This window comes from Streptomyces sp. NBC_01433 (assembly GCF_026340105.1).
Classification (GTDB): domain Bacteria; phylum Actinomycetota; class Actinomycetes; order Streptomycetales; family Streptomycetaceae; genus Streptomyces.
Genome location: NZ_JAPEPM010000002.1, coordinates 1338677 through 1355761, shown reverse-complemented (window position 1 = coordinate 1355761; position 17085 = coordinate 1338677). Strand labels below are relative to the sequence as shown.

General features: G+C 72.1%; 12 protein-coding genes. 6 read left to right on the top strand and 6 right to left on the bottom strand.

All coding sequences use genetic code 11. The features are described 5' to 3' along the window. The first annotated feature begins 417 nt into the window (after positions 1-417). The 6 genes from OG413_RS33520 (at position 418) to OG413_RS33495 (ending at position 9250) form a co-directional block, all read left to right on the top strand. Positions 418-1512: an HEXXH motif-containing putative peptide modification protein gene (locus OG413_RS33520; RefSeq protein WP_266813240.1), complete on the top strand. Its 1095-nt coding sequence runs from the start codon at positions 418-420 to the stop codon at positions 1510-1512. A 305-nt stretch (positions 1513-1817) separates the two neighbouring features. Then, a complete protein-coding gene (locus OG413_RS33515) occupies positions 1818-3320 on the top strand; it encodes an aldehyde dehydrogenase family protein (protein ID WP_266812159.1) in 1503 nt (500 codons plus the stop codon). Between the two features lie 183 nt (positions 3321-3503). Continuing rightward, positions 3504-5078 carry a GMC family oxidoreductase gene (locus tag OG413_RS33510; RefSeq protein ID WP_266812157.1) on the top strand — a complete coding sequence of 525 codons (1575 nt, stop codon included), beginning with the start codon at positions 3504-3506 and terminating at the stop codon, positions 5076-5078. Beyond that, positions 5075-6187 (top strand): glycine betaine/L-proline ABC transporter ATP-binding protein, encoded by a 1113-nt coding sequence (locus OG413_RS33505; protein ID WP_266812155.1) that lies wholly within the window; start codon positions 5075-5077, stop codon positions 6185-6187. Before OG413_RS33510 ends, OG413_RS33505 begins: the two co-directional genes overlap by 4 nt. Then, entirely contained in the window at positions 6187-8193 is a 2007-nt protein-coding gene (locus OG413_RS33500; RefSeq protein WP_266812153.1) for a proline/glycine betaine ABC transporter permease, read from the top strand. Before OG413_RS33505 ends, OG413_RS33500 begins: the two co-directional genes overlap by 1 nt. 106 nt (positions 8194-8299) lie before the next feature. After that, positions 8300-9250, top strand: coding sequence for an ABC transporter substrate-binding protein (locus tag OG413_RS33495; protein WP_266813238.1), 951 nt, complete (start codon positions 8300-8302; stop codon positions 9248-9250). A 153-nt stretch (positions 9251-9403) separates the two neighbouring features. Here OG413_RS33495 and OG413_RS33490 read toward each other — a convergent pair whose 3' ends face one another. The 6 genes from OG413_RS33490 to xylB all read right to left on the bottom strand — a co-directional run bounded on the left by OG413_RS33490 (position 9404) and on the right by xylB (position 16891). Next, complete coding sequence (locus tag OG413_RS33490) at positions 9404-10774, bottom strand: cytochrome P450 (RefSeq protein WP_266812152.1); 1371 nt, start codon at positions 10772-10774, stop codon at positions 9404-9406. A 120-nt stretch (positions 10775-10894) separates the two neighbouring features. Then, positions 10895-11338, bottom strand: coding sequence for a hypothetical protein (locus tag OG413_RS33485; RefSeq protein ID WP_266812150.1), 444 nt, complete (start codon positions 11336-11338; stop codon positions 10895-10897). Between the two features lie 72 nt (positions 11339-11410). Continuing rightward, positions 11411-12961 (bottom strand): aspartate:alanine exchanger family transporter, encoded by a 1551-nt coding sequence (locus OG413_RS33480; RefSeq protein ID WP_266812148.1) that lies wholly within the window; start codon positions 12959-12961, stop codon positions 11411-11413. 173 nt (positions 12962-13134) lie between these two features. Continuing rightward, entirely contained in the window at positions 13135-14037 is a 903-nt protein-coding gene (locus OG413_RS33475; protein ID WP_266812146.1) for a hypothetical protein, read from the bottom strand. Next, on the bottom strand, positions 14037-15311 hold the full coding sequence (locus OG413_RS33470; RefSeq protein ID WP_266812144.1) for a VWA domain-containing protein: 1275 nt from the start codon (positions 15309-15311) through the stop codon (positions 14037-14039). The genes OG413_RS33475 and OG413_RS33470 overlap by 1 nt, the downstream gene beginning before the upstream one ends. An 89-nt stretch (positions 15312-15400) precedes the next feature. Further along, positions 15401-16891, bottom strand: coding sequence for a xylulokinase (gene xylB, locus OG413_RS33465; RefSeq protein ID WP_266812143.1), 1491 nt, complete (start codon positions 16889-16891; stop codon positions 15401-15403). Positions 16892-17085: the final 194 nt, after the last annotated feature.

The window sequence follows — 17085 nt, the reverse complement described above, 5'->3', positions numbered from 1 at the left end:
GCGGCCCTGCTCGCCGGTACCGGCGCCGAGCTGACGCTTCCCGCGCGGGCGGCGACGCTCAGCCTCCCCACGCTGGGCCTCATCAGGCTGCACCGCCCCCCGGCGGACGCCTTCCACCCGGTGCGCGTCACGGTGTCCTCGGGCGCGCTCACGGTCCGGCAAGAGGGGACAGACGAGGCGTCAGGTGAGGGGCCAAGCGGGGAGACCGGCGGGCGGTACGGCGACGTGGTCGTCGTACGACCGCTCACCGACCCCGAATCCGCCCACCGGCTTCCGGTACACCGGCTCCCGGTGCACCCGCCTGCCGCAGCCGGGCCTTTCGCAGGGCCCGGATCGCACCAGGTGCAGTTGGACGACATCGACCCGTACCGCGACCTGGACGAGCCGATCGCCCCCTCACGCGTCGGCCCCGGGGAACTGCGCCGCTGGCAGGACCTCTTCCAGGACGCGCTGTCGATCCTGCGCCGCGGCGACGCGGAAGCCGGAGCGCTGCGCCCCGAGGAGATCAGCCGGATCGTCCCCTGGCACCCGCAGGACAGCGGCCGAAAGCTCCCCGTGCCCGCCGCCGGTCTCAGCGCCTCCACCGGCGACGCGTTCGGCTCCATGGTGGTGGCCAGGCCCGGAAGCGGACTGGCGCTCGCCGAGACCCTCGTCCACGAGTTCCAGCACAGCAAGCTCGGCGCCCTGCTCCACCTCTTCCCGATGCTCGACGACGACCGCGACGAGCGGTACTACGCACCGTGGCGCTCCGACCCGAGGCATCTGCCGGGACTGCTCCACGGCGCCTACGCCTTCGTCGGCGTGGCCGGATTCTGGCGGGACCGGATCGGCGACAAGGTGGCCGACCCCGAGGAGCTGGCGCCCTTCCAGTTCGCGCTGCGCCGGCTCCAGACCCGTATGGTGCTGCGCACCCTCGCCACCCGGGCGCGCCTCACCGGCCCCGGGCGGCGCCTCGTCGCGGGGCTGTCGCACACCGTCGACGGCTGGCTGCGGGAACCGGTGGACGAAGGGGCGGCGGAGCGGGCCGGAGCCGCCGCGGCCGGCCACCGCGTCGAGTGGCGGCTGCGCAATCTGCGGTGCCCGGAGAGCGAACGCACCGCGTTGCTCACGGCGTTCGGCTCCGGGGACATCCGCGTACCCGTCGCCGGACAGCCGCCCCTGATCACTCCGGCGGCCGCGGACCGCACGTACTGGCAGGACATCCGAGGCAGCCTCTATCTGCGTCCGCGTCCGGCGCCCGACATGGCGGCCACCGCCGATGAACTGCTGACCGCGGGCGAGGCGGCAGCGGCGCGGGAGCGGTACGAGGCCGGGGCGCGCAAGCACGCGGGCGACCCGCACCTGATGGCGGGCTGGCTGCTCGCCCAGGCCGCACTGCACCCCGGACACCGTCGGCTGCTCGCCCGGCCGGAGCGGTTCGCCGCCGTGGCGCGGGAGTTCGACCCCGGAAGCTGGGACCGGATCGCGCGATGGCTGGCGCGGACGGCATCGGGGAGCCGGACCTCACCCTGACATCAGGGTGAGGACGGGTTCCGGGGACGATCCGTATCGGCTGACGCCCGGCCCGGCCGTCGGCTGACACCCCGCCCGGCCCGCCGCCGGTTCCGTACCAGGGACCGGTGGCGGGCCGACGACGGCATCCGGGGCCGGACGGTTGCCCGAAGTGAGGCATGTCACCCAGGGTGAAAATCCCGGCATACATTCCGCCGTACCGGGGAGGGGTCCAGGCTGCTGGTGCGGCCGTCCTCCGGTCCACCGCGCAGAACGCCCCGGCCGAACCGGCGGGGGCATTTCAGGCACGGAAGGCAGAACACGACATGTCGGCGCTCAGCACCATCCACATCGACGGCATCTGGCGGGCCGCCGGATCCGGCGCGACCCGCGAGATCCTCGACCCCGCCGACGCCACCGTCCTCGCGGTCGTCGCCGAGGGCGACATCACGGACACCGACGCCGCCATCGCCGCCGCGCGCCGCGCCTTCGACGACGGCCCGTGGCCGCACAGGCCCGTCGCCGAGCGTGCCGGGCTGCTCCGCCGCGTCGCCGACCTGCTCCAGCGCGACCGCGAGGAGATCGCGCTCACCGAGAGCCGTGACACCGGCAAGACCCTCGAAGAGGGCCGCGTCGACGTCGATGACGTAACCAACGCCTTCCGTTACTTCGCCGACCTCGTCATGAACGAGAGCGGCGGCCGGGTTGTCGACGCGGGCGACCCCGACGTCCACAGCATCGTCGTGCACGAGCCGGTCGGCGTCTGCGCCCTGATCGCCCCCTGGAACTACCCGCTCCTCCAGGCCAGTTGGAAGATCGCCCCGGCGCTCGCCGCGGGCAACACCTTCGTGCTCAAGCCCAGCGAGGTCACGCCGCTCTCCACCGTCCACCTGATCCGGCTGCTCTCCGAGGCAGGGCTGCCCGACGGCGCGGCCAACCTCGTCACCGGTGCGGGCGACCCGGTCGGGGCCCGGCTCTCCGAGCATCCGGACGTGGACCTGGTCTCCTTCACCGGCGGCCTCGCCAGCGGCACCAAGGTCGCGCAGGCCGCCGCGCCCACGGTGAAGAAGGTCGCCCTGGAGCTAGGCGGCAAGAACCCCAACGTGGTGTTCGCCGACGCCTGCGCCACCGAGGACGGCTTCGACACCGCCGTCGACCAGGCGCTGAACGCCGCCTTCTTCCACAGCGGGCAGGTCTGCTCGGCCGGGGCCCGGCTCATCGTCGAGGAGTCCGTCAGCGAGCGCTTCGTCACCGAACTGGCCCGCCGCGCCGACGCGATCCGGCTCGGCCGGGGCACCGAGGCGGGCGTCGAGTGCGGCCCGCTCGTCTCCGCGCAGCAGCTCGCCAAGGTCGAGGCGTACGTCGCCTCCGCCCGCGCGGAGGGCGCGGTCGTCCGCTCCGGCGGCGCCCGCCCCGAATCCTCCGCGCAGCGGCCGGCGGGCGGCTACTTCTACCGGCCGACCGTGCTGGACGGCTGCCACCGGGAGATGCGGGTCGTCCGCGAGGAGACCTTCGGCCCGATCCTCACCGTCGAGACGTTCCGTACCGAGGAGGAGGCCATCACCCTGGCCAACGACACGGACTACGGCCTCGCGGGCGCCGTCTGGACCACCGACGGGGGCCGCGCCCGGCGCGTGGCGGGGCGGCTGCGCCACGGCACCGTATGGATCAACGACTACCACCCGTATCTCCCGCAGGCCGAATGGGGCGGCTTCGGCAAGTCCGGTACGGGGCGCGAGCTGGGCCCCACCGGCCTCGCGGAGTACCGGGAGTCCAAGCACATCTACCAGAACCTCAACCCGCGGCCGCAGCGCTGGTTCGCCGGCTGATTCCGCGCGCCTGCTCGGAGCAGAAGCAGAAGCAGAAGCAGCAACCGAGAAGCAGAAGCAGCAACAGAGAAGCCGCTGGAGCAGTACGCCCACACGCGCATGCCCGCGCCCGCACGCACGCCCGTTCACGCCCGCCCGCACGCACGTTCACGCACGCACTTTGCAGAAGGAGCAGTGAAGCCGATGCCTCCGTCCCCCCACCGCACCGCACTCCCCGAACCTGTCGACTACGTGATCGTCGGCGGCGGCACCGCCGGTTCGGTCATCGCCTCCCGCCTCACCGAGGACCCCGGCGTCACCGTCACGGTCATCGAGGGCGGCCCCACCGACATCGGCCGCGACGACGTGCTCACCCTGCGCCGCTGGCTCGGCCTGCTCGGCGGCGACCTCGACTACGACTACCCCACCACCGAACAGCCGCGCGGCAACTCCCACATACGCCACAGCCGGGCCCGGGTGCTCGGCGGCTGCTCCTCCCACAACACGCTGATCAGCTTCAAACCGCTGCCCGGCGACTGGGACGAGTGGGCCGAGGCGGGCGCCGCCGGCTGGGACGCGGCCGCGATGGACCCGTACTTCGCCCGACTGCGCAACAACATTGTGCCCGTCGACGAGAAGGACCGTAACGCCATCGCCCGCGACTTCGTCGACGCGGCACGGACCGCGGCCGGAGTCCCGCGCGTCGACAGCTTCAACCGCGAGCCGTTCCACGAGGGCGTCGGCTTCTTCGACCTGGCCTACCACCCGGAGAACAACAAGCGCTCCTCCGCCTCCGTCGCCTACCTCCACCCGCACATCGAGGCCGGTGACCGCCCCAACCTCTCGATCCTGCTGGAGACCTGGGCGTACCGCCTGGAATTCGACGGCACGCGCGCCACGGGTGTGCACGTCCGAACGAAGGACGGCGAGGAGGTCCTGCTGCGCGCCACGCGCGAAGTCCTGGTCTGCGCGGGCGCGGTGGACACCCCGCGGCTGCTGCTGCACTCCGGGATCGGGCCGCGCGAGGACCTGGAACAGCTCGGCATTCCCGTCGTCCACGACCTGCCGGGCGTCGGCGAGAACCTGCTCGACCACCCCGAGTCGGTCATCGTCTGGGAGACCGACGGGCCCATCCCCGAGAACTCCGCGATGGACTCGGACGCCGGGCTCTTCGTCCGCCGCGACCCCGAATCCCGGGGCCCGGACCTGATGTTCCACTTCTACCAGATCCCGTTCACCGACAACCCGGAGCGGCTCGGCTACGAGAAGCCCGAGCACGGTGTGTCGATGACCCCGAACATCCCCAAGCCGCGCAGCCGCGGCCGCCTCTGCCTCACCAGCGCCGATCCCGAGGTCAAACCCGCCCTGGACTTCCGTTACTTCACCGACGAGGACGACCACGACGGCCGCACCCTGGTCGACGGCATCAAGCTCGCCCGCGAGATAGCGAAGACCGAACCGCTCGCTCACTGGCTCAAGCGCGAGGTGTGCCCCGGCCCGGACATCACATCGGACGAGGACATCAGCGCGTACGCCCGGAAGGTCGCGCACACCGTCTACCACCCGGCGGGCACCTGCCGGATGGGCGCCCCCGACGACCCGGCGGCCGTGGTCGATCCCCAGCTGCGCGTCCGGGGACTCGACGGCATCCGGATCGCGGATGCCTCCGTCTTCCCGACCATGCCCGCGGTGAACCCGATGATCGGAGTCCTGATGGTGGGCGAGAAGTGCGCCGAACTGCTCACGGCCGAGGTCCCGGCCGGAGGCGAGGGCCGATGACCGGAGCCGATACCCCCGTCTTCGCCGTCCGGAACCTGTGGAAGGTGTTCGGCCCCAAGGCCGACCGGATCCCCGGCAGTGAGTACGCCGACCTGCCCGCCGCCGAACTGCGCGAGCGCACCGGCTGCACCGCCGCCGTGCGCGACGTCTCCTTCGACGTCCGCAAGGGAGAGGTCTTCGTCGTGATGGGCCTGTCGGGCTCCGGCAAGTCGACCCTCGTACGCTGCCTCACCCGGCTGATCGAGCCCACCGGCGGCACGCTCGCCATAGACGGCGAGGACGTCCTCGCGATGGACCGCGCCCGGCTGCGCGAACTGCGGCGCCACCGTGCCGCGATGGTCTTCCAGCACTTCGGGCTGCTGCCGCACCGTACGGTCCTCGACAACGTCGCCTACGGACTGGAGATCCAGGGCCTGGGCCGGGCCGAACGCCGGGCCAAGGCGGCCGAACTCGTGGCGAAGGTCGGCCTGGCCGGGCTGGAGGACCGCCGCCCCGCACAGCTCTCCGGCGGCCAGCAGCAACGCGTCGGGCTGGCGCGGGCACTCGCCGTCGACCCGTCCGTCCTCCTCTTCGACGAACCGTTCAGCGCGCTCGACCCGCTGATCCGCCGCGAGATGCAGGACGAAGTGGTCAGGCTCCACCGCGAGGAGGGCCGCACGATGGTGTTCATCACCCATGACCTCAGCGAGGCGCTGCGCCTGGGGACCCGGATCGCCCTGATGCGCGACGGCGGCATCGTGCAGCTCGGCACCCCCGAGGAGATCGTCGGGTCGCCCGCCGACGACTACGTACGCGAGTTCGTCCGCGATGTCGCTCGCGAACAGGTCCTCACCGTCGCCACCGCCATGCGGCCCCCGGCCGCCGGAGAGAGCGAACGCGGCCCGGCCCTGCGCCCCGACGCCACCGTCTCCCAGGCCATCGAAGCGGTGGCTCGCTCCGGCGACCCGGCGGCCCGTGTCATGGACAGGGGCAGACTGGTCGGCATCGTCGACCACGCGTGCCTGCTCGACGTCGTCGCGGGGACCGGGTCTCGTGGGGGAGCCGAGGGAGGGTTCTCCGACGAGCCCCGCGGCGGGGCCCCGGACGGGTCACATGAGGTGACCGCCTGATGGCCACCGCCCAAGCCGCCTCCAGCCCCACTCCCACCCCCACCTCCGGCCCGGTATCCGGCAGTTCGCGCCGGGGCCCGGTGTCCGCGCTGCGCGGCCGCCCCGCCCTCGCCAAGCTTCTGCTGCTCGCCGTGATCGCCGCCGTCGCCGTCCCGGTCGTCCACGCCCGCTGGGGCGGGGGAATGTGGCCCCAGGCGCTGACCGTCGACCTGTCGGCGCCGCTCGGCGACGTGACCGAATGGATCGTGGCCAACCGAGACAGCCACCCGCTGTTCCTCTACTTCTTCGGCCACATCAGCAACGCGGTCGTCATCTCCGTACGCGCCGTCTACCTCCTCCTGCTGGCCCTCGGCTGGGCGGGTGTCACCGCTCTCGCCGCCGTCGTCGCGTGGCGGGTGGCCGGTGTCCGGCTCGCGCTGACGGCGGCGGTGTCGTTCCTCGTGTGCGGGCTGCTGGGCATGTGGGTGCCGACCATGCAGACGCTCGCGCTGATGGTCGTCGCGGTTCTCGCGTCCGTCGTGCTCGGCCTGCTCCTCGGGCTCGCCGCCGGGCTCTCGGACCGCACGTTCCGGGTGCTGCGCCCCGTACTCGACACGATGCAGGTGCTGCCGGCCTTCGCCTATCTGCTGCCCGTGGTGCTCGTCTTCGGCATCGGCGTGCCCGGAGCCGTCCTCGCCACCGTCGTGTACGCGGCTCCGCCGATGGCGCGGCTCACCGCGCTCGGGCTGCGCGGCGCCGACCGGGGGGTCATGGAAGCGGTGGCCTCGCTCGGCGCGACCGGCGGACAGCGCCTGCTGACCGCCCGGCTGCCGCTGGCCCGCAAGGAACTTCTGCTCGGCCTCAACCAGACCATCATGATGGCCCTGTCCATGGCCGTCATCGCCTCCGTCATCGGTGCCGGGGGTCTCGGCGACCGTGTCTACCAGGCGCTGTCCTCGGTCGACGTGGGCGCCGCCCTCGCGGCGGGCATCCCGATCGTGCTGCTGGCCGTCGTCCTGGACCGTACGACGGAAGCGGCCGGACGGCGGATCGGCAGCGCGCCGGCCGGCCCCGCCGCTCTGCGGGGCGGACGCGGCTGGGCCCTGGCCGCCGTGATCGCGGCGACCGCCGCAACGGCGGGACGGCTGGCCGACGGCCGGGTCTGGCCCGAGAGCGTGACCGTGGCCATCGCCCAACCGGTCAACACCGCCAAGGACTGGATGGTCGACCACCTCTACACCGGTGTGCCCGTCGTCGGCGGCACCGCCGACTGGGCCGCCCACTTCACCGACGGGATACTCAACCCGCTGCGCGACGGACTGCAGGGCCTGCCCTGGTGGTCGGTGCTGCTGATCGTCGCGGCCCTCGCCTGGACCATCGGCACCTGGCGCACGGCGGCCACCGCCGTACTGGCCATGGCGGCCATCGGCGTCCTCGGCGTCTGGGAACCGTCGATGGACACGCTCAGCCAGGTCATCGCCGCCGTGGCGGTCACTCTTGTGCTGGGTTTCGCGATCGCCGTCGCGGCGGCCCGGAGCGAACGTCTGGAGCGGCTACTGCGGCCGGTCCTGGACGTCTTCCAGACGATGCCGCAGTTCGTGTACCTGATCCCCGTCGTCGCCCTGTTCGGCGTCGGCCGTGCCCCCGCCGCCGCGGCGGCCGTCGTCTACGCGCTGCCCGCCGTCGTCCGCATCACCACCCAGGGGCTGCGGGGCGTCGACCCGGCCGCGATGGAGTGCGCCCGCTCGCTCGGCGCAACGAGCGGCCAGCAGCTCCGACAGGTCCAACTGCCCCTGGCCCGGCCCGCTCTGCTGCTCGCCGTCAACCAGGGGGTCGTGCTGGTCCTCGCCGTGGTCATCATCGGCGGCCTCGTCGGATCGGGCGCGCTCGGCTACCAGGTGGTGCTCGGCCTGGGCCAGGGCGACCTGGCCACCGGGCTCGTCGCGGGAGCCGCGATCGTCTGCCTCGGCCTGATGCTCGACCGGGTCACCCAGCCCACCAACCGCCGCCAGCGACAGGAGAGCTGAGATGACGCGCACCCGTACCCGTACCCCCGGCGGCGCCCGGCTCCGTAACGGCATCCGTCGACGTACCGGCACCCGTCCGAGTACCGGCACCCGCGCCCGTACGCGTATGTTCGCGGCCGTTTCCTCGGCCGCGGCGCTGCTGGCGGTCACCGGCTGCGGCGCCGCCGACATGACCCGGCAGACGTCCCCGTTCGCCGCGCCCGCCGGGATCAGGACCGTCACCCTCTCCGTGCAGTCGTGGGTCGGTGCCCAGGCCAATGTGGCGGTCGCCCGGCGACTCCTGGAGGACCGGCTCGGCTACCGGGTCGATCTGGTCCAGACGGACGAGGTCCCGGCCTGGGACGCCCTCAGCCAGGGCCGCGTCGACGCGATCCTGGAGGACTGGGGCCACCCGGACCAGGAGAAGCTGTACGTCGACGAGAAGAAGACCATCGTGCGCGGCGGGGACCTCGGCGTCACCGGGCACATCGGCTGGTACGTACCGAAGTACTGGGCGGACAAGCACCCCGATGTCACCGACTGGAAGAACCTGAACGCGTACGCGGACGAACTGCGCACCGCGGAGAGCGGTGACAAGGGCCAGCTGATGGACGGTTCACCGTCCTACGTCACCAATGACACGGCGCTGGTGAAGAACCTCGACCTGGACTACAAGGTGGTCTTCGCCGGCTCCGAGGCGGCCCAGATCACGCAGATCCAGCAGTTCGCCAAGGAGAAGAAGCCCTTCCTCAGCTACTGGTACCAGCCGCAGTGGCTGTTCAACGAGGTGCCGATGGTGGAGGTGAAACTCCCGGAGTACACCGAGGCGTGCGGGGCGAAGGACCCCAAGGACATCGACTGCGCGTATCCGAGGACACCGCTCCAGAAGTACCTCAACGCCGACTTCGCCGCGCGCGGTGGCGAGGCGGCCGCGTTCCTGAAGAAGTTCAGGTGGTCCGAGGACGCGCAGAACGAGGTGTCGGCGCTGATCGCCTCGGAGAAGCTCACCCCGGAGGAAGCCGCCGATCGCTGGATCGCGGCGAACCCGGACGTATGGAAGAAGTGGCTTCCCCGATAGTCGGGGCGGCGGCGGCGGCGGGGCAGGGCAGGGGCCGGAGCGGGCGAGGAGGCAGGGGGTGGTCTTCTTCCTCGGTTCCGCGCTCACCGGTACGCCCGAACTGCCCGGCGCCCCGCTGTGGATCACGCTCCCGGTGACGATGACGCGCTACGACTACTGACGCGCCCGCACCGTCGCCATGATGTCCCGGTCCGGCTGAAGCGTCAGGCTCGGTTCGGGACTGACCGTGCCCGGGTCCACGTCCAGCTCGAAACGCCGGGCCAGTACGGCCAGGATCAGGACCGCCTCGACCATCGCGAAGCGCGTACCGAGGCAGACCCTGGGGCCACCGCCGAACGGGAACCACGCGTACTCCGCGATCTCGTCGCCGTGCTCGGCGTCCCACCGCTCGGGCCGGAACTCCTCGGGCTCCGGGAACCACCGCGCGTCGCGCTGCGTGGTCCACTGGCTGCTCCACACCCTGGTCCCCTCGGGAATGGGTACGCCGCCGATGCGCGCGTCCGCCTTGGCCACCCCGGTGATCAGCCAGATCGTGGGGTACAGGCGCAGGGTCTCCTTCACCACCGACTGGGCGTACGTGAGGCGCGCGAAGTCGTCGAACGCGGGCTCGCTGTCGCCGAGGACCCGGTCCAGCTCCTCGGCGAGGGCGGCCCGCGCGCGCGGATTGCGGGACAGCAGATACCAGGCCCACACCAGGGTGGAACTGGTCGTCTCGTGGCCGCCGATGTACAGGGTGACCGTCTCGTCGCGGATCTCCTGGTCGGTCAGCCGCGCGCCGGTCTCGTCCACGGCGGTGAGCAACCGGCTCAGCAGGTCGGGGCGTTCCCCGTCCCCGTCGCGGTGGCGGGCCACGACCCGGCCCACCTCGGCGTCGATGACCGCCGCGGCCTTCCTGATCCTGGCCCGGCCCGGGGTCGGCACCCAGTCCGGGAGCAGCGCGCCGATGCCGCTGAACTCCTTGCCGATCTCGCGCTGGGCGACATCCATCGCCCGGCCCATCGACTCGGCGTCCGCCGGAGTGTCCACACCGAAGATGGTGCGGACCGCGATCCGCTGGGTCAGGGCGGCCATCTCCCGCTTGATGTCGACGCGTTCGCCGACCTTCCAGGTGTCCGCCAGCTCCACCGCGCTGTCGGCCATGGTCGACGCGTACGACTTCACCTGCTTCGGCCGCACCGACGGCTGGACCAGCGACCGCTTCCGCCGCCAGTCCGCACCCTGTGCCACCACGACGCCGTTGCCCATCACCGTACGGAAGGCGATGCCCAACGTGGGCTGGTCGAAGGTGCGTTCCGTCTCGGTGAGCAGCTCGCCTATGCAGTCCGGGTCGGATATGAACACGCACCGGTTCCGGCCGAAACGCCAGCGCACCATGTCCCCGTGACCGCGAAGACGCTCGAAGAAGGCGAGCGGGTTCTTCGCGAACTGCGGCATGCTCCCCAGGAACGGCAGCCCCTTGGGGCCCGGTACGAGTGTGTGGCCGCGCGGCTCGGCTTCGAGTGCCGTGCCGGTCTGCGTGGACATCAGAGAACTCCGCTCACTGGTGGCGCACCGCGGCCGTTGCGCGGTGACTCGCTCCCCATCGAACAGGACGGGACCGACACCCCACCAGAACGTGGCGGGGGACATGGCCGGTATCCGCCATCAGCCCTGTGGAGTACGCGAGTTGTCGAGAGTAGTCGCAGTCGGGGACTCGTTCGAACGGGGATGGGGCACGACCACGACCTGGTCGGCGTCCTCGTACACGATCGTGCCGGGATCGGCGGACTCGACCCGTTCGCACGGCACCCGGTGCTCGGCCAGCAGGGTCAGATAGCCGTCGACCCGGTCGATGAGTTCCACGGCCGTCACCTTGAACCAGGCCACCGCTCCCGGATTCACCGCGGGATCGTAGACGGACGGATCGACATCGGACGGATTGGTGTAGTGGGCGTCGTACCAGTCGTTGCCCGCGCGCCAGAACCGGTGCTGCTCCTCGCTCAGCCTGCCCTCCCGGGCCAGACCGTTGGCCAGGCCGAACACCCCGGGGAAGTGTCCCCTCGGGCTGCGCTCGGTGCCCTGGAACCTCACGTACAGCGCCTCGCTCAAGAGACCTCTCCCTCCGCGTCGGTGAGTGATGGCTTCAGGGTAGGGGCAACGGTTCACCCGGGCGGGGCGGTGTCACAGGCCGACGATGAGCTGGATGCAGACGATCTTGACCAGGATGGCGAGCGCGAACAGCGTCGAGTAGCCGTTGTTGATCCGGCTGTCGCTCACCCGGCCGTTGGCGTACGCCACGATCGCCGGGTTGCCCACATAGCCGGACAGCAGGCCCATGGTCCGCTCCCGGCTCTGCCCCAGGACCCTGGCGACGAGCACCATCAGCGTGTAGCTGACCACCGCGCCGATCGCCAGGACCGCCACGAGCTTCAGCCCGAACAGGGAGAAGGCGTTCTCCCGGAACGAGTAGCCGGAGGTGAGTCCCACGATGGCGAGGAAGAGCAGCAGCCCGATCTGGCGCAGGGTCAGGTTGGCGCGGGTCGGCAGGGTCCACACGAGCGGCCCGGTGCGCCGCCGCCAGCCCAGGATCATGCCCATCACCAGCGGCCCGGCTCCGGTGCCGAGTGCCAGGGTGGTGGAGCCCAGGGTCAGCGACGGGATGCCGATGAGGAAGCCGAGGGCGAGTCCGAGGCCCAGACTGACCGCGCTCACCTCGCTGACCTTGGCCTCCGTGTCGCCGAGATACGTGGTGACCTCGGTCGTCCGCTCGCGCGGCATGACCACCCGGACCCGGTCGTCCAGCTGGAGCACCAGACCGTCATGGGCGAGCATGTCGAAGTCCCCGCGCCGCACCCGGCTGACGGCCGCGCCGTACCGCTGGTCCAGACCGAGCTCGGCGACCGTGCGGCCGGCGAGGTCGGGGTTGGTGAGCAGGATCCGCCGGTAGTCCACGGCACTGCGGTCGTCCAGCAGATGGAACGGGGCCAGGGCGCCGAGGGCGTCGGTCGCGGCCCGTACGTCGTCCTCGCCGCCGACCAGCACGACCAGGTCACCGGGGCGCAGCCGCTCCAGCCTCCCGGCCACCCGTGTGCCACCCCCGACGGGGCGGTACACACTGGCCAGCACGCGGTGCGCGGCGACGCCGGGCACATCGGCCCAGACGCGGTCGCGGGTCACTTGGACCGTACGGGTGACGAGGGTGGACGGCAGCCCGGAGTCGGGGTCGCGGCGGGCGGCCCAGCTGCGGCGGACCGCGAGCGCGGAGACGAACATGATGGTGATGACGACGGCGAGCGGGTAACCGATGGCGTAGCCCACGGCGGGCTGTGTGGGGTCCTGCGAGGCGGCCTGCGCGGCGGCCAGGCCGGGGGTGGTGGTTCCGATGCCCGCGTACCCGCCGGCGAGGAACGGTCCGCTGATTCCGAAGCCCTGGTGGCCGATGAAACCGACGACGACGGCGGTGAGGGCGAGCGCCACGACCGCTCCGGCCATCACCGCGAGCTGGCCGCGCAGTTCACGGAAGAACGCGGGGCCCGACTCCAGCCCGACCGTGTACACGTACAGGGCGAGCCCCAGCGCGGAGACCCCGGCGGGCACGGCCGCGGCGATGTCCTTGTCGAGCGCCCCGACGAACAGGCCGACGAACAGGACTCCGGCCGCACCGAGCTTCACCGGGCCGAACCTCACCATGCCGAGCAGCGCACCGAGCGTGATCACGGTGAACACGGCCACCCACGGATTGTCCGCGAAGAACTGCCACACCTGGTGTGCCTCCCCGTAGCGAAGTGCTGGAGCCCCTGTCGCGGCCCAGGGTCTTCGAGGAGGGAGCCGTCCGCCACTCGGTACGGCACGGCGCCCCGGCCCCGTTCGCGGAAGTCGGGGCCGGGGCGCCGTCGAACGGCCGGTCAGACGCCCGGCGGGACCCGGGACGGACGGCCGCCGCCGCGTGTCAGGGAGTAGCCGAAGACGGCCGCGAGTGCGGCGAGCACTCCTCCGCCCACGGTCCACAGCCAGCGGTCCGTCCACCAGCCGGAGCTCCAGCCGTCGTCCGGTTCGCTGCCCAGCGACACCCGCGGCCGCGCGTCACCGTCCGCCGGGCCGCCGTCCCCCGAGGCGTCGTCGGAGGCCTGGTCGACGGAGGACGCGCCGGGCACCAGCGGCTCGGCGAGCGCCCCGTCCACGTCGTGGGCGCCGCCCTTGTCGGCCGAGGTGACCATCATCTCGGCCCCGACCGGCAGGCCGAGGTCCGTGGCGGGCAGATCCAGGACGGTCAGCCGCACGTAGTAGCTGCCGGGCAGCGGGTCGTCGGCCCAGGGCTCGGACCAGGCGCGCACGGTGCGCAGCACGCAGGACAGCTCGACGGTCGCCGCGTCGGCCGCCGCCTTCCGGGTCTGGTGGCCGTACATACAGGCCTGGCGGCGCCGCAGACCGTCGTACACCTCGATCTGCCAGGTGGACGCGCCGTGCCTGGTGGCACTCTGCGGGAGTGTGACCGTGGCCTCGACGGTGGCGCGCTGTCCCGCGTCGGCGGGGAAGACCCAGTACAGGTAGTCGCCCGCCGAGGCTTCTGCGGTGCCGCGCTGTCCCTGCTGGAGCGAGGTCGCGGTACGGAAGGTGGTGCCGGCCTCGGTGGGGCCGGACTTCCCGGCGTCGTCCTCGCCGGGGCTCGCGGTCGCTGACGGGTCGTCGGCGACGGCCGCCCCCGCCGAGGTGAGCAGGGTGAGCCCGGCGAGCAGCGCTGCGGCGAACGTGCGCTTGACACCGGTCGCGTGCTTGACACCGTTCGCGCGGTGGTGGGTCCTACGCATCAGTTGGTCCTCCATACGGCGACGCGCCAGCGCGAGATCCAGCCGGTCAGCAGACCGGCGACCAGGCCGGTGAGGACCAGGACGCCCAGCAGCCACCAGCCCCGGCCGAGGCCGAACGCGGCCGGGTCGGCGGCGTTGTCGGGGCCGTCCACCAGGTCCACGGTCAGTTCGACCGGCAGTCCGGGCGAGGTCTTCACCGAGGCGGCGGCCGAGAAGGAGTTGCTGAGCTGGAGGCAGACGGCCTCGGCGGCCGGCTTCTCGTTTTCGTTGTCGTCCTGTTCCGGCTTGGGGTAGCGCAGCCCGGACGAGATCACGTCCGTACGGCCGGTGCCGGACTCCGAGCCCCGCACGATCTCCCGTCCGTGCTTCGTCACCGCCCGCAGCAGCACGCCGTAGTCGTTGTTGACGGCGCGGTCCGCCGCCACGCTCACCGAGGCGCGCAGTTCCTGACCGGGCAGCACGTCCACCCGGTACCAGCGGTGCTGGCCGAACTTCTCGCGGTCGGTGTAGAGACCGGCCTTGAGCCGCGGTGCCGCCGAGCAGCTGTCGGCGCCCTCGGTCGCCACCGGGGTGATGACGGGTTCGGCGGCCCGGTCAACCAACTGCTTGACCCGGTCGGAGAGTTCCTCGGTGTGCTGGACGGCGGTGTACGTACCGCCGGTGGCTTCCGCGATGCAGGTCAGCTGCTGGCGGATCTTGGTGTTGGGCACGAGGCCCAGCGTGTCGATGACCAGGTGGACCCCGCGCGCGGCGATGTCCCGGGCCACCTCACAGGGGTCGAGCGGCCCGCAGGTGTCCTCGCCGTCCGTGATGAGGACGATGCGACGGGTCGATTCGCCGCCTTCGAGGTCGTCGGCGGCGCCCAGCAGGGCGGGACCGATCGGGGTCCAGCCGGTGGGCGCCAGGGTGGCGACCGCGGTCTTCGCCTCGGTGCGGTCGAGCGGCCCGACCGGGTAGAGCTGCCTGGTGTCCTTGCAGCCGACCTTCCGGTCGTCGCCGGGGTAGTCGGCGCCCAGGGTCCGGATGCCGAGCTGCACCTGCTCGGGCACCGAGTCCAGGACATCGTTGAATGCCTGCTTCGCCGCGGTCATCCGGGACTTGCCGTCGATGTCGCGGGTGCGCATGGAACCGCTGACGTCGAGGACCAGTTCGACCTTGGGCGATGCGGAGGAGGGGGGTTCGTCGGCGGCGGCCGGGAGCGCGGTGCCCAGTCCGGCGGTCAGGGTGGCGAGCACGATGCACACCCCGGCCGTCAGCCGTTTTCTTATGATCATCGCCGGATCTTATTGAAGTTCGGTTCGCATCCCAAAACGGATGCGGGGCGATCCGGCACCCGGCCGACGATCCGGTGCCCGGCCGGAGCTCAGCCGCCCAGCAACGGCTCGGCGGCCTGCTCCAGTACTGAGGTGACCCGCTGCCAGGTCTCCATATCCCGTTCTGTGCAAGGGAGTTGACGGTCCGAAGTTTCGGCTGTCCGTTCGTTCCAGGAGGCCGCCAGGACCACCGGGTCGCCGCCACCGGCCGCCGACGCGGCGAGTGCGGCCGCGCCGACGGCGACCAGTTCGCCGGTGCCGGGGACGATCAGGGGGCGGCCCGAGAGCCGGCGTACGGTCTCCACCCAGGTCCGCCCCCGGGCACCGCCGCCGATCAGCCGCAGCGGCCGGGCGGCCACCTCGGGCGCGTCCGGGTCGAGACCGCAGGCCCGCAGCAGTTCGTCCAGCGCTCGCAGGACGGTGACGGCCGCGCCCTCGTAGGCGGCGCCGAGCAGTTGCTGCGGGGTCGTGTCGTGGCGCAGTCCGGTGAGCAGTCCGGAGGCGGCGGGCAGGTCGGGAGTGCGTTCGCCGTCCAGGTAGGGGAGCAGTACGGCCTCGCCCCCGGGGGACGCGTCCTCGCGGTTCAGGCCGAGCAGCGTGGCGACCTTGTCGACGGCGAGCGTGCAGTTCAGCGTGCAGGCCAGGGGGAGGTACGTACCGTCCGCGGCGGCGAAGCCGGACAGGGCCCTCGACGTGGGCCGGGTGCGGGACGCGGCGAAGACGGTGCCGGACGTGCCGAGGCTCAGGACCGGGTGGTCGAGCAGTCCGGCGCCGCCGAGTCCGAGACCGACGGCGGCGCTCATGTTGTCGCCGGTCCCGGCGGCGACGGCGATGCCTTCGGGCAGCCCCAGCGCTTCGGCGGCGGCCTGGGTCAGGGAGCCGACGCGGGCCGCTCCGGTGGGGGCGACCTCGGGGAGCAGGGCGGCGTCCAGTTCGAGGAGTCCCAGGAGTTCCGGGTCGTAGGCGCCGGTGGCGGTGTTGTACCAGCCGGTGCCCGAGGCGTCGCCGGGGTCGGTGGCGGCGGTGCCCGCGAGCCGTTCGGTGAGGAAGTCGTGGGGGAGGCGTACGGCCGCGGCAGCCGCGGCGTTCGCGGGGTCGTTCTCGCGCAGCCACTGCCACTTCGACGCGGTGAGGGACGCCACCGGCACCGAACCGGTCCGCGCGGTCCACGCGTCGGGGCCGCCGAGCGCGGCGGTGAGGGCGGCGGCCTGCGGGGCGGAGCGGGTGTCGTTCCACAGGAGCGCGGGACGCAGCGGCCGGCCCGATCGGTCCAGCACGACGAGCCCGTGCTGCTGACCGGCCACCGCGATGCCGCTGACGGCGGAGGCGGGGACTCCGGACTCCTTCATCCCGGCGGTCACGGCCTCGCACAGCGCTCGCCACCAGACCTCGGGGTCGCTCTCGCGGGCCCCGGCATCCCCGCCGACCTGGTGCGGGGCGCGGCCGACGGCGAGCAGTTCACCGGTCACGGCGTCGATGACGGCCGCCTTGGTGGACTGCGTGGAGCTGTCCACCCCGATGACGACGGTACGCGGCGGCATGGGCTACCTCATTCTCGCTCTGGAATTTGGTTGTGTGGCAAACAAATTACGCGAACGGTGCCTCCCGGAACAGGGCTGACTCCGGTCAACAGTCAGTCGGGGGGTTTTGTCGGGAGGGTGTTCCGTGCATGATTAGTCATGACACTGAACAAATAAGGTCCGGCCGGTGTGACCGTCGGCGGACCGACGGTACC

Coding starts and splice junctions, on each gene's coding strand:
- OG413_RS33515 (WP_266812159.1), top strand. CDS start 1,818: ATGTCGGCGCTCAGCACCATCCACATCGACGGCATCTGGCGGGCCGCC.
- OG413_RS33510 (WP_266812157.1), top strand. CDS start 3,504: ATGCCTCCGTCCCCCCACCGCACCGCACTCCCCGAACCTGTCGACTAC.
- OG413_RS33505 (WP_266812155.1), top strand. CDS start 5,075: ATGACCGGAGCCGATACCCCCGTCTTCGCCGTCCGGAACCTGTGGAAG.
- OG413_RS33500 (WP_266812153.1), top strand. CDS start 6,187: ATGGCCACCGCCCAAGCCGCCTCCAGCCCCACTCCCACCCCCACCTCC.
- OG413_RS33495 (WP_266813238.1), top strand. CDS start 8,300: ATGTTCGCGGCCGTTTCCTCGGCCGCGGCGCTGCTGGCGGTCACCGGC.
- OG413_RS33490 (WP_266812152.1), bottom strand. CDS start 10,774: ATGTCCACGCAGACCGGCACGGCACTCGAAGCCGAGCCGCGCGGCCAC.
- OG413_RS33475 (WP_266812146.1), bottom strand. CDS start 14,037: ATGCGTAGGACCCACCACCGCGCGAACGGTGTCAAGCACGCGACCGGT.
- OG413_RS33470 (WP_266812144.1), bottom strand. CDS start 15,311: ATGATCATAAGAAAACGGCTGACGGCCGGGGTGTGCATCGTGCTCGCC.
- xylB (WP_266812143.1), bottom strand. CDS start 16,891: ATGCCGCCGCGTACCGTCGTCATCGGGGTGGACAGCTCCACGCAGTCC.